20 protein-coding genes are annotated in these 19428 nt (G+C 70.5%); 13 read left to right on the forward strand and 7 right to left on the reverse strand.

The features are described from left to right. The first annotated feature begins 955 nt into the window (after positions 1–955). The 4 genes from ACFOYY_RS33950 (at position 956) to ACFOYY_RS33965 (ending at position 2829) form a co-directional block, all read left to right on the forward strand. A complete protein-coding gene (locus ACFOYY_RS33950) occupies positions 956–1507 on the forward strand; it encodes an EF-hand domain-containing protein (protein WP_386195203.1) in 552 nt (183 codons plus the stop codon). Positions 1508–1673: 166 nt separating this feature from the next. After that, on the forward strand, positions 1674–2159 hold the full coding sequence (locus ACFOYY_RS33955; RefSeq protein WP_386195205.1) for a DUF2975 domain-containing protein: 486 nt from the start codon (positions 1674–1676) through the stop codon (positions 2157–2159). Beyond that, a complete protein-coding gene (locus tag ACFOYY_RS33960) occupies positions 2159–2380 on the forward strand; it encodes a helix-turn-helix domain-containing protein (protein WP_352012309.1) in 222 nt (73 codons plus the stop codon). Before ACFOYY_RS33955 ends, ACFOYY_RS33960 begins: the two co-directional genes overlap by 1 nt. Positions 2381–2661: 281 nt before the next feature. Continuing rightward, positions 2662–2829 carry a hypothetical protein gene (locus ACFOYY_RS33965; RefSeq protein WP_386195207.1) on the forward strand — a complete coding sequence of 56 codons (168 nt, stop codon included), beginning with the start codon at positions 2662–2664 and terminating at the stop codon, positions 2827–2829. Positions 2830–2839: 10 nt separating this feature from the next. On the opposite strand, the gene ACFOYY_RS33970 is transcribed toward ACFOYY_RS33965, so the two are convergent. The 3 genes from ACFOYY_RS33970 to ACFOYY_RS33980 all read right to left on the reverse strand — a co-directional run bounded on the left by ACFOYY_RS33970 (position 2840) and on the right by ACFOYY_RS33980 (position 5629). Continuing rightward, positions 2840–3931, reverse strand: coding sequence for a hypothetical protein (locus tag ACFOYY_RS33970; RefSeq protein ID WP_386195209.1), 1092 nt, complete (start codon positions 3929–3931; stop codon positions 2840–2842). 234 nt (positions 3932–4165) lie between these two features. Then, positions 4166–4606 carry a YybH family protein gene (locus ACFOYY_RS33975; RefSeq protein WP_352012312.1) on the reverse strand — a complete coding sequence of 147 codons (441 nt, stop codon included), beginning with the start codon at positions 4604–4606 and terminating at the stop codon, positions 4166–4168. 84 nt (positions 4607–4690) lie between these two features. Further along, the gene (locus ACFOYY_RS33980; protein WP_386195212.1) at positions 4691–5629 is read right to left on the reverse strand and encodes a GlxA family transcriptional regulator; all 939 of its coding nucleotides are present in this window, start codon (positions 5627–5629) and stop codon (positions 4691–4693) included. 101 nt (positions 5630–5730) lie between these two features. Here ACFOYY_RS33980 and ACFOYY_RS33985 point away from each other — a divergent pair, with 101 nt between their 5' ends. Then, positions 5731–6372 (forward strand): HD domain-containing protein, encoded by a 642-nt coding sequence (locus ACFOYY_RS33985; protein WP_352012314.1) that lies wholly within the window; start codon positions 5731–5733, stop codon positions 6370–6372. Here the strand turns inward: ACFOYY_RS33985 and ACFOYY_RS33990 are convergent, their stop codons facing one another. After that, the gene (locus tag ACFOYY_RS33990; RefSeq protein WP_386195214.1) at positions 6373–7113 is read right to left on the reverse strand and encodes a TetR/AcrR family transcriptional regulator; all 741 of its coding nucleotides are present in this window, start codon (positions 7111–7113) and stop codon (positions 6373–6375) included. 30 nt (positions 7114–7143) lie between these two features. Between ACFOYY_RS33990 and ACFOYY_RS33995 the strand changes: the two genes are divergently transcribed. Then, entirely contained in the window at positions 7144–8355 is a 1212-nt protein-coding gene (locus ACFOYY_RS33995) for an FAD-dependent monooxygenase (RefSeq protein WP_386195216.1), read from the forward strand. A 50-nt stretch (positions 8356–8405) separates the two neighbouring features. On the opposite strand, the gene ACFOYY_RS34000 is transcribed toward ACFOYY_RS33995, so the two are convergent. Further along, on the reverse strand, positions 8406–9254 hold the full coding sequence (locus ACFOYY_RS34000) for an NmrA family NAD(P)-binding protein (RefSeq protein ID WP_362913113.1): 849 nt from the start codon (positions 9252–9254) through the stop codon (positions 8406–8408). A 109-nt stretch (positions 9255–9363) separates the two neighbouring features. Between ACFOYY_RS34000 and ACFOYY_RS34005 the strand changes: the two genes are divergently transcribed. The 5 genes from ACFOYY_RS34005 to ACFOYY_RS34025 all read left to right on the forward strand — a co-directional run bounded on the left by ACFOYY_RS34005 (position 9364) and on the right by ACFOYY_RS34025 (position 15403). Continuing rightward, positions 9364–10347 (forward strand): Lrp/AsnC family transcriptional regulator, encoded by a 984-nt coding sequence (locus ACFOYY_RS34005; protein ID WP_386195219.1) that lies wholly within the window; start codon positions 9364–9366, stop codon positions 10345–10347. 107 nt (positions 10348–10454) lie between these two features. Beyond that, positions 10455–11111, forward strand: a complete 657-nt coding sequence (locus ACFOYY_RS34010) for a HEAT repeat domain-containing protein (protein WP_386195221.1) — start codon at positions 10455–10457, stop codon at positions 11109–11111. 6 nt (positions 11112–11117) lie between these two features. Next, complete coding sequence (locus ACFOYY_RS34015) at positions 11118–12131, forward strand: HEAT repeat domain-containing protein (protein ID WP_386195223.1); 1014 nt, start codon at positions 11118–11120, stop codon at positions 12129–12131. Between the two features lie 92 nt (positions 12132–12223). Continuing rightward, positions 12224–12994 (forward strand): hypothetical protein, encoded by a 771-nt coding sequence (locus tag ACFOYY_RS34020; protein WP_386195225.1) that lies wholly within the window; start codon positions 12224–12226, stop codon positions 12992–12994. 597 nt (positions 12995–13591) lie between these two features. Continuing rightward, a complete protein-coding gene (locus tag ACFOYY_RS34025; protein WP_362913121.1) occupies positions 13592–15403 on the forward strand; it encodes a cellulose binding domain-containing protein in 1812 nt (603 codons plus the stop codon). Positions 15404–15674: 271 nt separating this feature from the next. Here the strand turns inward: ACFOYY_RS34025 and ACFOYY_RS34030 are convergent, their stop codons facing one another. Together ACFOYY_RS34030 and ACFOYY_RS34035 are read right to left on the reverse strand one after the other, a co-directional pair. Continuing rightward, on the reverse strand, positions 15675–16232 hold the full coding sequence (locus ACFOYY_RS34030) for an NADPH-dependent FMN reductase (protein ID WP_352012324.1): 558 nt from the start codon (positions 16230–16232) through the stop codon (positions 15675–15677). Beyond that, complete coding sequence (locus ACFOYY_RS34035; RefSeq protein WP_386195228.1) at positions 16229–17848, reverse strand: alcohol dehydrogenase catalytic domain-containing protein; 1620 nt, start codon at positions 17846–17848, stop codon at positions 16229–16231. Before ACFOYY_RS34035 ends, ACFOYY_RS34030 begins: the two co-directional genes overlap by 4 nt. An 89-nt stretch (positions 17849–17937) precedes the next feature. Here ACFOYY_RS34035 and ACFOYY_RS34040 point away from each other — a divergent pair, with 89 nt between their 5' ends. Then, positions 17938–18894 carry an AraC family transcriptional regulator gene (locus ACFOYY_RS34040; protein WP_386195230.1) on the forward strand — a complete coding sequence of 319 codons (957 nt, stop codon included), beginning with the start codon at positions 17938–17940 and terminating at the stop codon, positions 18892–18894. A gap of 248 nt (positions 18895–19142) precedes the next feature. Next, positions 19143–19388 (forward strand): hypothetical protein, encoded by a 246-nt coding sequence (locus ACFOYY_RS34045; protein ID WP_386195232.1) that lies wholly within the window; start codon positions 19143–19145, stop codon positions 19386–19388. The last annotated feature ends 40 nt before the right edge of the window (positions 19389–19428 follow it).

Genomic DNA, 19428 nt, shown 5'->3' on the forward strand with positions numbered 1-19428 from the left:
GAAACCGCGATTCGCGGCCGAAACCTTCCCGCATCGGAGAACCAGACAAAAGAGGGGAAATAAATAAAGGGGCCCCTGCCGGTACAGGGGCCCTGCACATCCCTCGAACGGTCCACGCCGCGCTCGGGAAGGCAAGGCGGGCGTCCGAGACGGCGGGTGCCTGAACGCCACGCCGACCCCGGTCTCACTTCCCGCACCCCACCGGACAAGATCCAGCGGCTTTCCGAAATATTCGGAAAGCCCTCTGAACTGCCAGAACACCACCCCGGGCATCCACCGGAACCCGCGCCACCCCCACCCCGCCACCCTCGGCGACCGGACCCCGGCCACCCCTTCCCGAACTCGCCCATGTCGGCCGTCAAGCACGTCCAACGCCGCCAGAGCCGGTCCCGGCGACCTCGGCCAAGACCCACATCCGGCAGCGAGAGGCATCGCGGGAGAGGCCGTTTTTCGAACCCGTCGGCCCCTTCGTCAAGCAGAACTCCCACCATCCCGTCTTTCCGCCGAGTTCCGGCTCGCCTTCCCCCTGGCGGACAAAAGCGTTATCCGGCGAGAACACCACAACACCCAACGAAGAATGCGAGTTGTCCGCCGGGATGAGACGGGTGCCGACGTTGAGATCGTGCCACCCTCACCGTCGTCCGAGGCGGGCGGACCCCGCCGCCCCGGCGGTGGATCGCCGGCTCGACCGTCGCCACTTTCGAACGCCACTTTCGAAGGGTCGGTCCGGGGGAGTAGGGCGAAAGGTCAATGTCACCGTGCTTGGTAGTGCACCCCTGATCACAAACAACTACTCTTCGCATCTGATGTGTCGCTTTATGTAGCTCTGGATCCTGGTTGGAGTTCCATGCCTTCACGGCACACGTCGCCGCCCATCGCCACAGCGTCGGCCTTCGCCCCGACCGGTGTCCCCGCCCCAGCCCTTACCCGAACGCTCCCGCCCAAGGAGGCCACCATGGTCCACGACAGCACCGAGCAGAAGTTCACCTTCCTGTTCACCTGGTTCGACCGCACCGGCGACGGCCATCTCACCCGCGATGACTTCCAGCGGATCGGCGAGGTGTTCGCCGCGGTGACCCCGGACGAGAGCGCCAAGAGCGCGCTACGCGCGGCGTTCATGATCTGGTGGGACGTCCTGGGCGAGGCCGGTGTCCCGGACGCTCAGGGCCGCATCGGTCCCCAGCGGTTCGTCTCCGCCATGCGCTCCCACGTCGCCTCCGACGCCGCGACCCTCGAACGCCTGGTGATGCCCATCGTCGACGCCCTCATGCGCGCCCTGGACACCGACGGAAGCGGCGCGCTCACCGCCGATGAGTACGTCCGCCTGTACGACGCCCTCGGTATCACCCCGGCCGTCTCCGGCGCGGCCTTCCGGCGCCTCGACCGCAACGGCAGCGGCACCCTCACCCATGAGGAGTTCCGCGCCGCCATCGAGGAGTTCTACCTCAGCACCGACACCGAGGCGCCCGGCAACTGGATGCTCGGCTCACCTCTCCCGTCCGGCTGACCGGCCACAGGAGGACATGCTCAAGCCGTCCTCGCCTTCGCGTCCTGGAAATCCTGCGCCGTCAGCAACGGGACTCCCGCGACGGCGCGAAGTCACCACCTCCAGCCCTTGCCCAAGGTATCGAAAATCGATAGATTTCCATCGCGATTCGATGGAAGGACGGGTCATGGGAAAACTGACAGTGCGTGCGCTTCGCGTCGTGCTCGCGGCGGTGTTCGTCGGCACCGTGTTCGTACAGGCATCGATGGTGTGGACATTGGCCACCGATCCGGAGGACGGGTCGCTCCCGCTGACCCCGCTGCGCCTGATCACGATCCTGGGCATGGTGTCGGGCCAGGTCACCCTGGTCAGCGTATGGCGGCTGGTGACGATGGTGCGACGCGGAACCGTGTTCTCCCACGCCGCCTTCCGGTACGTGGACGCCGTGATCGGCGCGATCGTTGTGGCCTCCCTCCTGTGGTTCGCGGTCACGGCCCTCAACGCGCCGGGTCAGCGGGACGACCCGGGTGTCACCGTCATCATGGGCGGGATCGGCCTGGGCATTCTGGGGGTCGCGCTCATCGTGCTCGTACTGCGGATGCTGCTCGCCCAGGCCGTCGCGCGCGACGTCGAAGCGACGCGGATGCGGGCCGAGCTGGACGAGGTGATCTGATGCCGATCATCGTCGACATCGACGTGATGCTGGCCAGGCGGAAGATGTCCGTGGGCGATCTCGCGGACCGCGTCGGGATCACGCCCGCCAACCTGGCAGTGCTCAAGAACGGCCGCGCCAAGGCGGTGCGCTTCTCGACGCTCGCCGCTCTCTGCGAGGTCCTCAAGTGCCAGCCGGGTGACCTGCTGCGCTGGGAGGCCGAGGACGCCGCGGGCGGATGACGTCCACGCAGAGTGACCCCTACACCCCGAGGCCGGATCGGCCGTCCTCGCGTCCAGCTCCCAGCCCTTCGCGTACACCGCGGCGAACCCCTCCCCGCCGAGCGCGGCCTGGCCGCGACGGGTGAGGTCACGGACCTGCGGATCGGTGCGGTCGTGCGCGCCCCGCAGCCGGGCGGTGGCCCCGAGCAGCACGACCGACTCATACGGTCGCCCGCGTGCTTCGGCGAGGGCGGCCGTGTTCACCGTCACCGGTGACAGGACCGGCAGTTCCCGGGTCGCCAGTGCGGCGCCGCGCCGCGGTCGGGGTCGCGGCGCGGTGGCTGCCGCCGCTGGTCTCGGTGCTGATCCTGGACGTCGTCCTCGTGGTGCCGGTCGTCGTGCTGACCCGGGTGCACCGCCAGGTGGTCGAGGCGCTGGACGCCGGAGGCGGAGACCGGCGGCGCGGTTGACGTGCGCTCGTCAGGCCTTTCCCGTGATGGTTTCGAGCCCGTCGTCCCAGCGCCAGCGTACGTGGCGGCCGCTCAGGTGGACGCCGCCGATCCAGCGGTCGAGACCGTTGAGCGCGACGTGGTCGGCCTCGCCCGCGAGTACCCGTGCTCCGGTTTCGGTCAGGCGCAGGCGGGTGGTGTGGCCGACCCGGCGGTCCCCTCGCTCGGCGTCGAGCAGCGGAACCGGAGCACGGACCATCCGGTCGATCATCGCGAAGTACCAGATGTCTCCGAGGTACGGGCGTGTTTCCCGCGCCGCCGCGCGGATGAACACGGTTCCTGCGTCGGGCGCGCCGTCGGCGACCGCGGCGAGTACCCGTCGTTCGGCCAGTGACAGCCCGTCGCGGGTGGCCGGGTACTCCCTGCTGAGCCGGTCGAACGCCTCGCCGAGGAAGCGCAGCTCAGCCGAGTGGCTCGCGGCGACGGCGCCGAGGCCGTCGGGGGTCGGCGCCCGGAAGGCGTCCCAGGCGTGGGTGGCGAGCCGCAGCGCGTCCGGGGTCAGCCGGGCGCACGCCCTCGTCGCGGGCAGTTCGCGCAGCTGTTCCACGGTCAGCTGGCCGAGGCCGCCGAAGCGGGCGATGCCGGGATGCTCGCCGATGCAGATCAAGGTGATGCGCCGTGCGGGAACACCCAGGTCGGCGAGGCGGGCGAGGATCTGGATGATCTGCAGCTGGTCGTACAGGTCCGCCTCGAACCACAGCACGTACTCGCCGTCCCGGTTGTCCTCCAGGACGCGGTCGCGTTCGGCGAACATCGCCGCGGCCTCACCCTGTTCGTCCGCGCCCGCCTCGGCGAGGAAACCAGCCCTGACACGGCGGAGCTCCCCGGCCCCCACCGCGGGCACCGGGCCGTCGTGCAGGACGTCACGCCAGAACAGCACACGCCGGGCGAGCCCGGTTTCCGGCAGGGCCGTGCCGTCGCCGTTGCTGACATGCAACGCCGTGGCCATCCGGTCGTCGGCCGGCCGTTCGGCGAGGAGCCTGCCACGGGCGGCGGCGTACGACTCGCCGGTCTTGGCCATCCGGGCGCGCACGCGTCGTTTGAAGTCGGGCTGCTTCGTCATGGTCGTCTCCCACGCGGCCAACCGTGGATCCCCCAGCGACCGGTACGGCGGGCACGCGATCGGCAACGAAGCTCCGGCCGAGAGGTGGGCCTCCCTTTGCCTCCGTGGGTGACCCGGCTGGGGCGGGTCGCCGGAGGTTCGGCGCGGACGGTCGCCGTCCCGCCAAGGTATCCCATCTCCCCGTGAGAGTCGCGAACCGGCCGGGCCACCTCAGACCGAGTCTCCCGTCTGCCGTCAGGGTTCCAGGTCGATCACCCCTCTGCCGGTCGCGATGTCGAACGGCACGGAGGCCTGGTCGTGCACGATCAGCCAGTCGCCGTCGATCTTCTGGAAGCAGAAGGTGCCCCTGACCCATATGCCGCTCGTCGCGGTCCCGTTCCTCGACGTGCCGCTGAGCCGGCCGAAGCCGTACCCGAACGCCACGTCGTCACCCACGACGAGTCTCAGGTCGCGCACCTCGTAGGTCACGTCCGCGAAGAACGCGAACACGTTCGCCCAGTTCCTGAGTTTCGCCTCCGCTCCGACGTGCCGCAGCGGAGGCTCCACGTCGAAGGACACGACGTCCGCCGCGTAGAGACGTTCCAGGCCCTCAAGGTCCTTGGCCTGGATCGCCTCGACCAGCCTGCCGAGGTGCCTCCGGAGAACGGTCTCGTCTGTTTCGTGTCGCGTGGTCATCGCCACCCGCCCCTTTTCTTCCGGTGTGGATTTCCTGTCCCTCACCGTTACGACGGCGCGGCCGCTTCGAATGTCAGGTCGATGTCAGGTCGTGGTGCCGAAACGTCTGCGGTATTCGGTGGGCGTGGTGCCCAGGTGGCGGGCGAAGGTGCGGCGCAGGGTCTCGTCGCTGCCGAGACCGCTGTGCCGTGCCGCCGAGGTGATGCTGTGCCCGTCGAGGAGGAGCTGCTGGGCGCGGTCGAGACGGACACGTTCGACCCAGCGGGCCGGAGTCGTGTCCAGCTCCGCCTGGAACAGCCGGGTCAGGTGCCGGGTGCTGACCGACGCGGAGGCGGCCATGGCGGGCAGACTGTGGTCTGCCGCCGGGTCGGCGAGTACGGAGGCGGTCAGTGAGCGCAGCAGGTCGCCGCGTGCCGGTGGGGTCGCCAGCGCCGTGGAGAACTGTGACTGGCCGCCCGGGCGCTGCATGAACACGACCAGTTCACGGGCGATGTCCCGGGCCGTGCCCGCTCCGTGGTCGTGTTCCACCAGCGCGAGGGCCAGGTCGATGCCCGCGCTGATCCCCGCGGAGGTGACGTAACGGCCGTCCCGGATGTGCAGGGCGTCCGGTTCGACGCGCACGAGGGGGTGGCGGCGGGCGAGAGCCCGCGCGTGCCGCCAGTGGGTGGTCGCCCTCCGGCCGTCGAGCAGGCCGAGCGCCGCCAGGGCGAAGGCGCCGCTGCAGACCGAGGCGACCCGTGCCGCCCGGTCGGCGAGGTCGGCGACCGTCGTCAGCAGTTCGTCCTCGGGGCTCCGCTCCGCGAGGTGGTCGGCTCCGGCGACCACGACCGTGTCGACAGGCCCGGCGTCGGCCGCCGTCGTCGTCGCGGCCAGCGCCGGTCCGGAGGCCGTCCGGACGTCGCCGCCGTGGGGGGAGACCAGGACCGAGGTGTACCGGCCCGCCTGGTGCAGCACCTCCAGGGGGCCGCTGACGTCGAGCAAGGTCACGCCGTCGAACACCACGAAGGCCACTCGATGCGTCATGTCGGAATCTGTGGTTCACATGGCCGTATGGACATGGTGTCAGGGTATGGCACCGGGTGAATCTGGAGGAGTCAACCGATCGAGGGTGAGGAGAGGCAGTCATGACGGGTGAATCGATCGCGGGTGTACGGATCCCGGACAGCGCCCTGGCGCGTGAGGCGACCGAACTGGTGCGTGAGGCCGCCTCCCCGCTGCTGTTCGACCACTCCCGGCGGGTGTTCCTGTTCGGGGCGCTACGCGGCCGGGAGCAGGGGCTGGACTTCGATCCGGAGCTGCTGTACGTGGGGGCCATGTTCCACGACCTGGGGCTGACCGAGCGCTTCCGCCGTACCGACCAGCGTTTCGAGATCGACGGCGCCGACGAGGCCCGCCGCTTCCTGAACGCCCACGGTGTCACCGGAGAGCCTGCCGACCGGGTCTGGACGGGGATCGCCCTGCACACCACCCCGGAGATCCCGCTGCACATGGCGCCCGAGGTCGCCCTGATCACCCGTGGCGTGGAGCTGGACGTTCTGGGCATCGGCTATCACGCGGTCTCCGACGAGCAGCGCGAGGCCGTGGTCGCGGCCCACCCCCGGCCCGACTTCAAGAACCGGATTCTCGCCGCCTTCACCGAGGGCGTCAAGGACCGCCCGGAGACGACCTTCGGCAACGTCAAGGCCGACGTACTGGCCCACTACGTTCCCGGCTTCCGGCGCGGTGACTTCGTCGAGGTCATCAAGGACTCCGACTGGCCCGAGTAGTCATCCGCCCGTGGCGCGGATCAGCGCGGCCACGCCGTCCAGGATCCGGGCGAGCCCGAACCGGTAGTCCAGCCGCCGCTCGTCCGCCGGGGTCTCTGCGGGGTAGTCGTAGGCGCCCGCGTCGACGGCGGCGCGCAGCGCGGGGAAGCGCCGCCCGTCGACCAGGCCGCCGAGCAGGTCGCTGTAGGCGGCGATCGACTCGCCCGAGGCGGCCTGCCCCAGGTCGGCGCTCAGCCGCGCCACGGTGTGCATGTGGCTGGCGACCAGCAGGGCGACCCCCACCTTGTCGGCCTCACTCAGCCCGGTGTCCTTCAACGCCCCCAGGGCACGGTCGGTCCACGCAAGCTGGTTGGGGGTGATCGGTGGCCCGGTGATCGGCAGGCGCACGATCCAGGGGTGGGTGTGCAGCATCTCCCACTGCGCGCGGCACCAGCGCTCCAGGCCGGGGCGCCAGCCGCCACAGGGTTCGTCCAGTTCGGCGGGCAGCGCCGCGACTTGGTCGAGCATCAGCAGCAGCAGCTCGTTCTTGCTCCTGACGTACCGGTAGATCGACATCGTGGTGAAGCCGAGCCGTTCGGCGACCCGCGCCATCGACACGGCGTCGAGGCCGTCGGCGTCGGCCAGCTCCACCGCCGCCTGGACGACGCGGGACAGGGTCAGCCGGCTTCTCCGCTCCGGTTCGGGCTCGTCGAACCGGGCCCACAGCGCGCTGAGACCCGCGGGCAGCTCTTCTTCCGTCACCCACGAAGTGTATGACATAGATTTATGTGTATGACATACACGTCACTGATCGTGGGCGGCGGCATCGCGGGCACACTGAGCGCGATCGCTCTCCGCAAGGCGGGCATCGAGCCGGTCGTCTACGAGGCCTACGAGCACGGCGCCGACAACGTGGGCGCATTCCTGACACTCGCGGTGAACGCGCTCGCCGCGTTACGCACCCTCGGCGTGGACGTCGGCGGGATCGGCTTCGAGACGCCGAGGATGACCCTCACCAGCGGCTCCGGCAGGAAACTCGGTGAGCTCCGGTACGGCGAGCCCCTGCCGGACGGCACCGTCAGCAGGACCGTCAAGCGAGCCGACCTCTACCGCCTGCTCCGCGAGCACGCCGTACGGCAGGGCGTGCGGATCGAGTACGGCAGGCGGCTCGTGGACGCCCACGGCGGGGGAGGCGGGGTGCTGGCGAGGTTCGCCGACGGCAGCACGGCCGAAGGAGACCTGCTGATCGGCGCGGACGGCCTGTGGTCGCGTACCCGCAAGATCATCGACCCGGCCGCCCCCGGCGTCCGCTACTCCGGGCTGCTCAACACCGGTGGCTACGCGCGCGGGGTCCGGACCGGCGCCGAGCCGGGGGTGATGAGCGCGATCTTCGGCAGGCACTGCTTCTTCGTGCACCTCACCCATCCGAGCGGGGAGGTCTGGTGGGCGGCGAACCCGGCCAGGAAGGCCGAGCCGACCCGCGCCGAGCTGGACGCGATCGACCCACAGGAGTGGCGGGCCCACCTGGTCGAGTTGTTCCGGCGCGACGCCTGTCCCGCCGCCGACCTCGTCGCGGCCTCCGACGAGATCTTCCCCGCCTGGAAGACCTACGACGTCCCCTCCGTGCCCCGGTGGCACCGCGACCGGATGATCGTCATCGGGGACGCCGCCCACGCCACCGCCCCCTCGATCGGGCAGGGGGCTGCCATGGCCATCGAGGACACCGTCGTCCTGGCCAAGTGCCTGCGCGACAGCCCCGGCGTCACCACCGCCTTCACCGCCTACGAACGGCTCCGGCGCGAGCGCGTGGAACGGGTCGTCGACCAGGGCAACCGCACCGGAGGCTGGAAGGGGCTCGGGCCCCTGGCGCGCATACCGCGTGACCTCGTCATGGCCGCGGGGATGAGATTCATGGCCCGCAGGGGCGCGGATCCGAGTCGCTGGATCTACGACTACCGCATCGACTGGGACGAACCGGTGACCGGCCTGTTTCGTAGTGCGTGACGGCACCGGGGGCGGTCACCGGTTCGGCGTGTTCGATCCGAGGTGGTCGTTCATCGGAAGGACTCACGGTGGTCGTGTGCCCACTGCCGGAAGTCGTACGGCGGGCGCCCGGTGATGTCCTCGACGGTCGAGGTGACCAGGGACGAGGCCGAGCGCTTCTCGGCCGCCGCCAGCAGCGCGTCCACCAGGGCGGGCGGACGGCCGTCGGCGAGCATCCGCGCCCGCGCGTCCGGTACGGGGACCTCCTCGAAGCGGAGTGCACGGCCGATCGCCGTGCCGATCGCCCGGACCTGCTCGGGACGGCTGATCACCCGGGGCCCGGTCAGCAGGTGGGTCGCGCCCCGGTGGGCGTCGTCGGTGAGCGCGCGGGCGGCGACGGCCGCGATGTCACGCGGGTCGACGACCGCCGTGGCCGCGGTGAGCGGGCCGCGCACCACCCCGGTGGCGCGGATCTGGTCGGCCCAGCCCAGGGTGTTGCTGGCGATCGTGTCCGCCCGCAGGACGGTCCGGGGCAGGCCGGACCTCTCGATCAGGCCCTCCATGTCGGTGTGCAGCCTGAAGATGGGGTCGTCCTGCTCCTCGGGCCGGCCGTCCACGCCGATCGACGACAGGTAGACCACCCGCCGGGCGTGCCCGCCGATCGCCTCCAGCACCGCGGGCGCGCCCTGGGTCGTGAGGAAGGGCCAGATCAGGAAGACCGTCCCGACCCCGGTCAGCGCCTCGTCCAGCCCGCCGGGCGCGTCGAGGCTCCCGGGCACGACGCCGACGCCGTCGGGCACCCGGACCGACGCGGCCTCCTGCGGGAGCACCAGGGCGCGGACGCCGGGGGCGCCCGTCGCGCTCAACCGGGTGAGCACGTGCCGTCCGACGTTTCCCGTGGCCCCTGTCACCAGAATCATCGCCTCGTCCCTTCGTCTCGGTACCCGACGAACTCTGCGGCGCGAACGAACCCCGGACCACTCAGAAGCCGATTGACGGTCCGAATCCGACATCAACTAGCTTTCAGTGGTGGAAATCGACGTTGCGGACGAGCTGGACCGGCGGCTGATCCACGCTCTCCAGCTCGACGCGCGAGCCCCGTTCAGCCGGATCGCCGAGGTGCTGGGGGTCTCCGACCAGACGGTGGCGCGTCGTTACCGGCGGTTGCGGTCGGCCGATCTGCTCAGGGTCGTGGCGGTTCCGCCCGCCAACTTCCACGCGCACGGACGTTTGCTGCTGCGGTTGCGCTGTGTCCCGGGAGCGGCGGACGGGGTCGCCTCCGCGCTGGCCCGGCGCCCGGACACGGCCTGGGTGCAGGTCGTCTCCGGCGGCACCGAGGTGCAGTGCATCACCCGTGCGCGGATGCCCGGTGACGGCGAGCGACTCCTGGAACGCCTGCCCCGCGGCGGACGGGTGGTGGACCTCACCGCCTACTCGCTGCTGCACACCTTCTACGGCTCGCCCGGAGGCGTCCGGCTGCTGAACGCCCTCACCCCGCAGGAGGCCGGCCGGCTCGGTCGCGGGCCCGACGCGGTGACCGGCTCCGGCCTTCCCCACTGCGACGCCGACGACCTTCGCCTGCTGAACGTCCTGGCCTACGACGGCCGTACCGGACTGGCCGAGCTCGCGGCGGCCACCGGCTGGTCACCGTCGACCGTCCGGCGGCGGATGGACGACCTCCAGGCCCAGGGGGCGCTCCACTTCTACACCGAGTTCGACGTCGCCTACCTCGGCTATCGTGCGGGGACGCGACTGTGGGCCTCGGTCCCGCCCGCCGAGCTGACCGCCGCCGGAGAGGCTCTGGCCTCCCATCCCGAGGTGGTCTTCGCCGCCGCCACCACCGGGCCGACCAACCTGGCCGCCACGGTGATCTGCACCGACGCCCACGACACCTTCCGATACCTCACCCAGCGCCTGGCGGCCCTGCCCGCCATCACCCATGTGGAGACGACCCCGATCATCCAGACCCGCAAACGCCTCGGCCGTCTCCTGCGGCCCACCCTCGACGGCTGAGGCCTGCGTCGGCGACCGGTTCCTACGGCCGGGCGAACGGGATTCCGGATCCCGCTTGACCTTCACACGGTGACAAGGTCTTCACTGCTGCCGAGGAGGTGGTCCCGATGACCATTCAGGAACAGGACGCGGTTCTTCGAGGACTGGAGGACGGCCGCGAGTCCGTACGGCTGCGGGCCGCGATGGCGATCGGCACGACCCCCGACCCGTTGTTCGTCGGCAGGCTCGTCGAGCGATGCGCGATCGAGCCCGAATTCTACGTGCGCGATATGCTGACCTGGGCACTTACCCGCCACCCGGCATCGGTGACGATCCCGGCGCTGCTCAAGGAGCTCCGCTCCGGGCGCGCGCAGGCACGGAGCCAGGCGCTGCACACGCTGTCCAAGATCGGCGACCGGCGGACATGGCCGGCGATCACCCAGGCGCTGCTGACCGATTCCGACGACGAGGTGGCGCGAAGCGCCTGGCGGGCGGCGGTCATACTCGTGCCCGAAGGGGAGGAGGCCGGGTTGGCCGCGGTGCTGGCGACACAGCTCGGGCGCGGCGGACGCCAGACGCAGCTGAGCCTCAGCCGGGCGCTGGTCGCGCTCGGTGAGGCGATCGTGCCGGCCCTGCGCGCCGCGGCGACGGACCCCAGGCCGCGCGTGCGCGCGCACGCGATCGCCACGGAACGGCTGTTGAACGACCCGGAAACCGGATTCGAGTTCGCGATCGAGGAGGCCAAGCGCGTCGTAGCCCTCGGCCCGACCGGCAGGGAGGAGTGACAGGCGGTGTTGATCGGTGATGTGGCACGACGGTCGGGGGTCAGCGCCCGCATGCTCAGGCACTACGACTCGCTCGGCCTGGTACGGCCGACGGGCCGTAGCGGCGCCGGCTACCGGGAGTACTCAAGCGAGGACGTCCGCCGGATCTTCCACATCGAGAGCCTTCGCTCTCTGGGCTTGTCGTTGCGTGACGTCGGGCGCGCGCTCGACGATCCCGACTTCACGCCCTCGGACCTTGTCGACGACCTCATCCGCCAGACGCGGGAACGCATCGCGGCCGAGACCGAGTTGCTCACGCGACTGCGTCAGATCGACGCCGTGGAGCCCGCGGACTGGGAGGAGGTCCTCCGGGTCGTCGCGCTCCTGCAGGCGCTGGGCTCGAAGAGCGCGGGCAGGCGACAGCGCGCGGCCCTGTCCTCGGTGTCCTCGGTCGAGGAGGTCACGGTGCCGGTCGAGGCACTGGTCGAGGCGGCGCTGAGCGAAAGGGACCCCCACGTCGCCGGAGCCCTCCGCTGGGCTCTGGCGCAGTCGGGCGACGACGGTCTGGCGCTGCTGGCGGAGGGCCTCGGCTCGCCGGTGGCGGAGGTGCGCGAACGTGCCGTCCAGTCCGTCGCCGAGATCCAGAACGACAAGGCGACCACGCTGTTGAGAGAGGCTCTCACCAGCCCCGACGGCGTGGTCCGCAGGCACGCGGCGCTGGCGCTCGGGGCGCGTGGGGTGGCCGCCGCGATCCCCGCGCTCATCGACGTCGTCGTCGAGGGGACGAACGACGTCGACGCGGCCGACGCCCTGGGGGCGCTGGCGAGCCGTCCCGCGTTGGCGGACCGGATCGCCACCGGGCTCGTCGATCGCCTCACCCACGGCGCCGCCGGACCGTCCGTACGCCTGCGGCTGGCCCAGGCACTCGCGGACGTCCCGGGAACCACGGCGTCAAAAGCCCTCACGGATCTGTCTCACGACGAGGACCGCGCCGTCGCGCTCACCGCGACATACATCCTCGGCATACGCGACGCCCGATGACGGTCCGCCCCCAGGGCTGTACGCGTATCGTCCGAGACTCCGGCCGGCCCGGCCCAGTCTAGAATGACGGGTTCGGTCTATATGGTCGCGGCATGAGTTCCTCCTCCTCGAATGTCTTAGGCCCGTGGTCGGAACAACTGACCGGTGCCTTTGAGATCCTGCTCGGTCGTCCGTTGGCGGGTTTCGACGCCAAAGCCGTCTACGCGACGTTCTTCGGCGGCGACCTCGTCAACGAGCTCGGCTTCACGCGGGACTCCATCTGGATGAGCCCGGCCGTCCTCCGCGGTGCTGAGCCGGTTGTCTGGGACTGCCCGGTCTTCGACCTGGAGGAGCCGCTGCTGGAGTTCGACGCAAGCCGGTCGGTCTTCGAGTTCGACAAGGCGGGACTTCCGCCGGAGTTCGAGACGGACCTCGCGGTGGCGTGTTTCTCCGGCCGTCTCGTCCTGGGTGGTGACCTGGCTCCTGTGTTGGCGCGACACGGCCTCTCCGCGTCCGATCTGCGCGGCACCTGGACCGTCTGCTACCCGCGGCTGGTCTCGGACGGCACACTCTTTGACGCGATGCGGGTCGCCACCGCGCTCGGCACGGGCCCCGAAAGCCTCCTTCCCCTTGAGGCGGAGGCGGCCGAGGAGTGGCGGGAGGCGCTGGCCGACCGCACGTCGCCCGAGTTGTTCGCCCACTTGAGCTTCTTCTGCACCGAGGGCGAGGAGGGGCTGATGTACCTGCGAACCGAACGGTCGGGCGGTGACCTGCTCGCCGACGAGGGCTGCACGCTGATCGCCAACTGGGAGGAGGGCCAGGGTCAGGTCGAGTTCGCGGTCGTCCAGGTCGGCGAGCTCCTGGGCGGCACCGCGACATCCTGAGGCGCGCACGGCAGGCGGTACGACGCCGTCTGCCGTCGGCCTCTCGAAATGCGGCGCAAGGCTGAGCCGCCTGCTCAAGCGCACCGACCTGGCCCCGGAGGCACGCAGCCACCTCCTCGCCGCCTACGCCGAAGAACTGGTCGGCGAGGACGACCCCACCGCCCTGGCGGCGGCCCGCGAGGCGCTCGACCTCGCCTGCGGGCGGCGGCCATCCAGGTCCTTATCCGCGGCCACCGCGGCCTGCCCGAACGCGACGACCTCTGCCGCGAACCGGTGGCGATCGGCACCGAACACGACCTGCCCGTCTATCGTGTCATCGGGCCGCCGAGGCCCCGGTGGCAATGAGGAAATTCTCAACGAAGTACCGCCTGACCTGCGCTAACGAAGGTGTCGCAAGCCGGGTTTCGGCTTCCGCCGCCTGACGTGCGGTCTCCAGCGGACGCGACCCGCTTCCGCCGTATTCCGGTGGCACCCCAAGACGAGCATGACTCGGTGGACACGCGGGCGACGCCGGACGTTCAACAATTGCCTTGCTCGCCGGGTTTCAAGATCAGTTAGTGTCCACGGAGGCAAGATCCCTCCGGAAGGAAAAACCCTTTGCCTCTCGCATGGAAGCGCAGACTGACCCTGGCCTGCGCCGCACTCACCCTGCCCCTGACAGCGACGGCGGTTCCCGCCCAAGCGGAGGCGGCGGGTCTGGCACCACTCCTCGTAGCCGGCCCGACGGCCGTCGGAGGAGACCACTACATCGTGGTCGTCAAGGAGTCGGCGACCCTGTCCGGGGAGTTACGCGCGTCGCTGGAGCGTGACGCGGTCGTCGAAGGCGGCCAGATCACCCACCGCTACGCCAAGGCCATCGCCGGTTTCGCCGCCGTCCTGCCCGACGACGCCCTCGACGCGGTCCGTGCCAACCCGGCCGTGGCCTACGTCGAGCCCGACTCGGCGATCAGTGGCCAGACGGTCCAGCCCAACCCGCCGAGTTGGGGTATCGACCGCGTCGAGCAGCACAACCTGCCGCTGGACAACAGCTTCACCTACACCACGACCGGTGCGGGCAGCACGGCGTTCATCGTGGACAGCGGCATCCGTACCACGCACACCGAGTTCGGCGGGCGGGCGTCCTTCGGCGCCAACTTCGTCGAGGACGGCAGGACCGACGACTGCCACGGTCACGGCACGCACGTGGCGGGCACGGTCGGCGGCGCCACCTACGGCATGGCCAAGGCGGTCAACCTGGTGGCCGTGCGCGTGCTCAACTGCGCCAACAGCGGCCTGACCAGCGACCTGGTGGCGGCCATGGACTGGGTCGCGCTCAACCACCCGGCGCGCTCGGTGGCCAACTTCAGCCTCCAGGGCTACGGCACGGCCGCCAACGACGCCGCCGAGGGTCTGATCGACTCTGGCGTCCAGACCGTGTTCATCGCCAACAACTACAACACTGACGCCTGCACCAACGCGCCGCGCTCGCCGCGCGGAATCGTGGTCGGGGCGACGGACATCACCGACCAGAAGGCGACGTTCTCCTCCTACGGCACCTGCGTGGACGTGTTCGCGCCCGGTGTCTCCATCACCTCCTCGGTCAACACCGACGACAACGCCTCGGGCTCCTGGTCCGGCACGTCCATGGCCGCCCCGCACGTGACCGGCTGGGTCGCCCGCTACCTCCAGGACAACCCGACGGCGACGATGGCCGACACCAAGACCGCGCTCATCAGCAGTTCCACCAAGAACGTGCTGACCAACATCGGCGACGGCTCGCCCAACCGGCTGCTGTACGCCGAGCCCGGTACCACCCCGGTGGAGGATGTCCCGCCGAGCACGCCGGGGACCCCGGTGGCGAGCAACCTGACCTCCCGCACGGTCACGCTCACCTGGACCGCCTCCACCGACAACGTCGGTGTCATCGGCTACGACCTGTTCACCGGCTCGGGCCAGCCCGTCGGCACCTACCCCAGCGCCAGCGCGGCGCTCACCGGCCTCAGCCCGAACACCACCTACACCTACTACGTACGGGCCCGTGACGACGCGGGCAACGTCTCGGACCCGTCCGGCACGGTCAGCCTGACCACCCCGGCCGATCCGGGCGTCGGCGCCTGCAAGGTGACCTACAACCTGGCCTCGGAGTGGTCCAACGGCTTCAACGCCGACATCACCTACACCAACACCAGCCTGAACACGGTCACCGGCTGGACCATCGCCTGGTCCTTCTCGGCCGGCCAGCACGTGAACAGCGGCTGGAACGCCGTCTGGGGCCAGAACGGCGCCAACGTGACGGCCGACAACCTGACCTGGAACAAGACCGTGGCTCCCGGCGAGTCCGTCTCGGTTGGGATCAGTGGCAGTCATACCGGCACCAACCCGGCGCCGACCGCCTTCACCGTGAACGGCTCGACCTGCACGGTGGGCTGACGGCACGGCAGTGAACGAGGGAGGCGGCGGGCCACGGTGCGCGCCGCCTCCTGCCGTGTGCGGGGTCAGGGCAGCGGCCTGCCAAGCCTCAGCCGAGGTTCTGACGCCCGAGATGTCGAGCTGCTTCTGCCACGACCCGGCGGAGGCGGCCCCACGCACGCGTCGATCCTCGCGTGGGCCGCCGACCACAAGGCTCTCGTGATTCCGGCGGGGCGGGAGCGGTGAGGTCGGAAGAGGCGGCTCCCGATTCGCCGTACGACGTTGGACGGGGTCACGCCCTGAGCGGTCGCAGCGCCGTACTCCAGGAGACGACCTGGTCGAGCAGCCTGCCCAGGGTGTCCTCCTGGTGCGCGGCGGGTTTGAAGGTGGTGAAGTTCTCGAAGTCGGTGTGCAACAGCAGCTCCACGCCCACCTGGACATCGGCCACCTTGACCTGACCGAGCACCTGCCGCAGGTGTTCGGCGGCCCGCACGCCGCCGCTGACGCCGTAGCCGACCACCCCCGCGGCCTTGTCGTGCCATTCGGCGAACAGGAAGTCGATGGCGGTCTTGAGCGCTCCGGTGATCGAGTGGTTGTACTCGGGTGTCACGAAGACGAAGCCGTCGAGGTTCGCGACGGTCTCGGACCACTTCTTGGTGTGCGGGTGTTCGTACACCCCGGTGGCCGCGGCGAGAGGTTCGTCCAGATGGGGCAGGTCGTAGTCCTTCAGGTCGACCAGTTCGTAGTGCGCGTCGCCACGTCTGACCGCGTGGTCGTGGACCCAGCGGGCCACGGCCTCGCCGTTGCGTCCCGGACGCGTGCTGCCGACGATGATGCCAATCTTGATCATTTACCCACCTTCAATACGATTTTTCCACGAATAAGGCCGCGCTCTGCTTCGTGGTGCAGAGCAGCCAGGGAATCCAGCGGGCGAACGTCCACCGTGACGTCCACCACGCCCTCGTCGATCAGCGCCACGAGTTCGGCCAGCTGGCTTGGGTCGTTGCGGGCCACGAACCGGACGGCGCGCGGGTGCTCGATCGGCCGGGTGATCGAGACGAACTCCTCGGCCAGCTCCGTCACCGAGGCAGGCACGTCGGCCACCAGGTTGATCAGCACGTCGTTACCGCCCGGCAGGGGAGTGGTGGTGTAGTCGACGACCTCGTCGGCGCCCAGCGCCCGGACGGCGGCGGCGCTGCGCGGACCGGCGGTCGCCACCACGTACGCGCCCGCGTGCTTGGCCAGCTGCACGGCGAACAGCCCGACGCCGCCGCCCGCCCCGTTGATCAGCACCCGGCTGCCGCGACCGATGCGGGCGTGCTCGAAGACCGCCTGCCACGCGGTGAGCCCGGCCACCGGAACGGCGGCCGCGTCCGCCAGCGGAATCCGCCGCGGTGCCTTGGCCAGCGCGTCCGCCTTCGCGACCGCGTACTCGGCGGCCGCCCCGCCGATGAGCCCGATCACCCGGTCGCCGGGGGCGAGGTCACCGGCCCCGACGACCACGGTGCCCGCGACGTCCCAGCCGAACGTGTGCGGAAGCGTGACATCGAGCACGTCCCGCAGCAGGCCCGTTCGCAGGCCGACCTCCGACGGGTTGAACGACGTGGCGGCCACCCTGACGAGCACCTCGCCCGGCCCCGGCCTCGGCACCGGCACCTCCTCCAGCGAGATCACCGAGGCGTCGCCGTACTCATGGATGCGGGCGGCCCGCATGGTGCCGAGGAAGTCGGCGGCGTGCTCGCTCGCCCACGTCTCGAAGGTGCTCGCGGACACTCCGGTGACCTTCTCCACGGTGTCGGTGGCCGGGCCCTGCTCGGCCAGGCCGCGCAGCATGCCGTCCACGGCGGGAGCGGGCCATCCGAGCCCGAGTAACCGCAGCCTGGCCTCCTCCGGAGGCTCCTCCTCCCAGCGCACCGGCAGGCCGATCGCGTCACCGATCGCCCGCGTCTGTTCCCGCTGGGTCAGCGGCCGGGGCCCGGTCAGTGTGTGGACCACGCCGTGGTGCCCCCCGCCGAGCAGCGCGCGCACCGCGACGGCCGCCACGTCCCGCTCGTGGACGGGAGAGAAGGCCACATCACCGTACGGCTGCCGCACGACGCCCGCCCGAACCTGCGCGGCCCACCGCAGGGCGTTGGCCGCGAAGGCGTGCGGGCGCAGCACCGTCCACTCCCGGGCGGTCCCGGCGATCAGGCGCTCGATCTCGACCTCGTGCGGGCGTGCGGCGGCCGAGGACAGGTAGACCACCCGCCGCGCTCCGATCAGTTCCAGCACCTCGCGGGCGCCCTCCGCCGAGGCGAACGGCCACAGCAGGAACACCGCGTCGACGCCGTCGAGGGCCGCCCCCAACGCGACCGGATCGGTCAGCTCCCTCGTCACCGTGCGGACGTCGGCGCCCGCGTCTTCGAGTTGGCTCACCAGAGGACGGCCGATCGTGCCGGTCGCCCCGCTGACCAGTACTTTTGTCACGCCGTCAACGATATGAGCCACAGCCGAGACAACCAATGCGCCTCTGTCTGTGATTAATACGCGATCGTCTTCGACATTAGACTCATGTCATGGACGTGCTGAGCGACGTGGTCGCCTTCATGCGCTTGGGTGTGCCCCGCTCGGCGCGTGTCGAGTGGCCGGCCCGGTGGGGACGGCGGTTCCCGTCGGCGCCCGGCTCGGCGGGCTTCCAGGTGGTGCTGCGGGGCTCGTGCTGGGTGATCCCGCCGGAGGGGGAGCCGGTCCCGGTCGCGACGGGGGACGTGCTGTTCTTCCCCCACGGGCACGGTTACGCGCTGGCCGACTCGCCCGCGACCCCCGTCGAGGAGCCCGACTGCGACCCCTACGCCGAGACCGAGCTGTTCTCTTCGGCCTCCGTCGAGGGCGCCGGGCCCGTCACCGTGACGCTCTGCGGTGGCTACCGGCTGGACTCCAGCCGGGCGCACCCGCTGCTCAGCGGGCTGCCCGAGATGATTCACCTGCCCGCCAGGCTGGGACGCGACACCGAGCTGCGTGCCGCCGTCGAGCTGCTGGGCAAGGAGATCGAGAACCCTCGGCCAGGCGCGGACCTGGTGGTGTCGGCGCTGCTGGACATGCTGTTGCTGTACATCCTGCGGGCCTGGTTCGACACCTCGACGGAGCACTGCGCGGTCGACAGCTGGGCCGCCGCGCTGGCCGACCCGGCCGTCGGTGCCGCGCTCGACGGCATCCATCGCGACCCCTCCCACCCGTGGACGGTCGAGTCGCTGGGCCGTCGTGCCGGACTGTCCCGTGCGGCGTTCTCCAGCCGGTTCACCCGGTTCGTCGGGCAACCACCGCTGACCTACCTGACCTGGTGGCGGCTGGGCACGGCCGCGCGCATGCTGCGTGACTCCGACGCCGCGCTGAGCGAGATCGCCCCCGCCGTCGGCTACGGCTCGGAGTTCGCCTTCGCCAACGCCTTCAAACGCGAGTACGGCATGGCCCCCGGCAAATACCGCCGCCTGGGCTGTCCTCCGGACCGGACGACGACAGCCCCGCAACCCTGAACGGGGCTTGGGGAACGGCGGAGCGGAAACCCCGTCGTACCTGGTAGGCCAGAAGCAGCGGTGCCTCGCCTGCGATCGGTCCGCTGCCATGCCCTCGGATCGAGGAGGACCCTGCCGATCGGGCGGTCCTCGACGACCCGGCGCTGCGCCTCGGCGGCCTGCTCCAGCGGGTTCCTCCTCAAAAACGCCTCCGGAGCCCAACTGGCCGAAGCCGTACCCCGCAGCAGTACCCGGACCGCTATCGCGAGGTGTCCCCAACCTCTGACATTCGCGCCGGCCTGCCCCGCACCCTGCTCGTGGTCGGGGACCGCGACCGCGGCGCCCGCCCCGAAACCGTCACCGGCTTCGGCGACGCACTCAGGAAGAAGGGCGTCCATGTCGAGGCCGAGGAACTGCCCTTCGCCGAGCACGCCTTCGACGACGCGTACGGCAGCCTCACCTCCCAGACCAGCCGACGGATCCTGCTCGATTCCCTCATCAAGGACACACGCTAGTACTACAACAACATATTGTGATGGATTACCTTGATTGTAT

Source organism: Streptosporangium jomthongense, assembly GCF_042650425.1.
Classification (GTDB): domain Bacteria; phylum Actinomycetota; class Actinomycetes; order Streptosporangiales; family Streptosporangiaceae; genus Streptosporangium.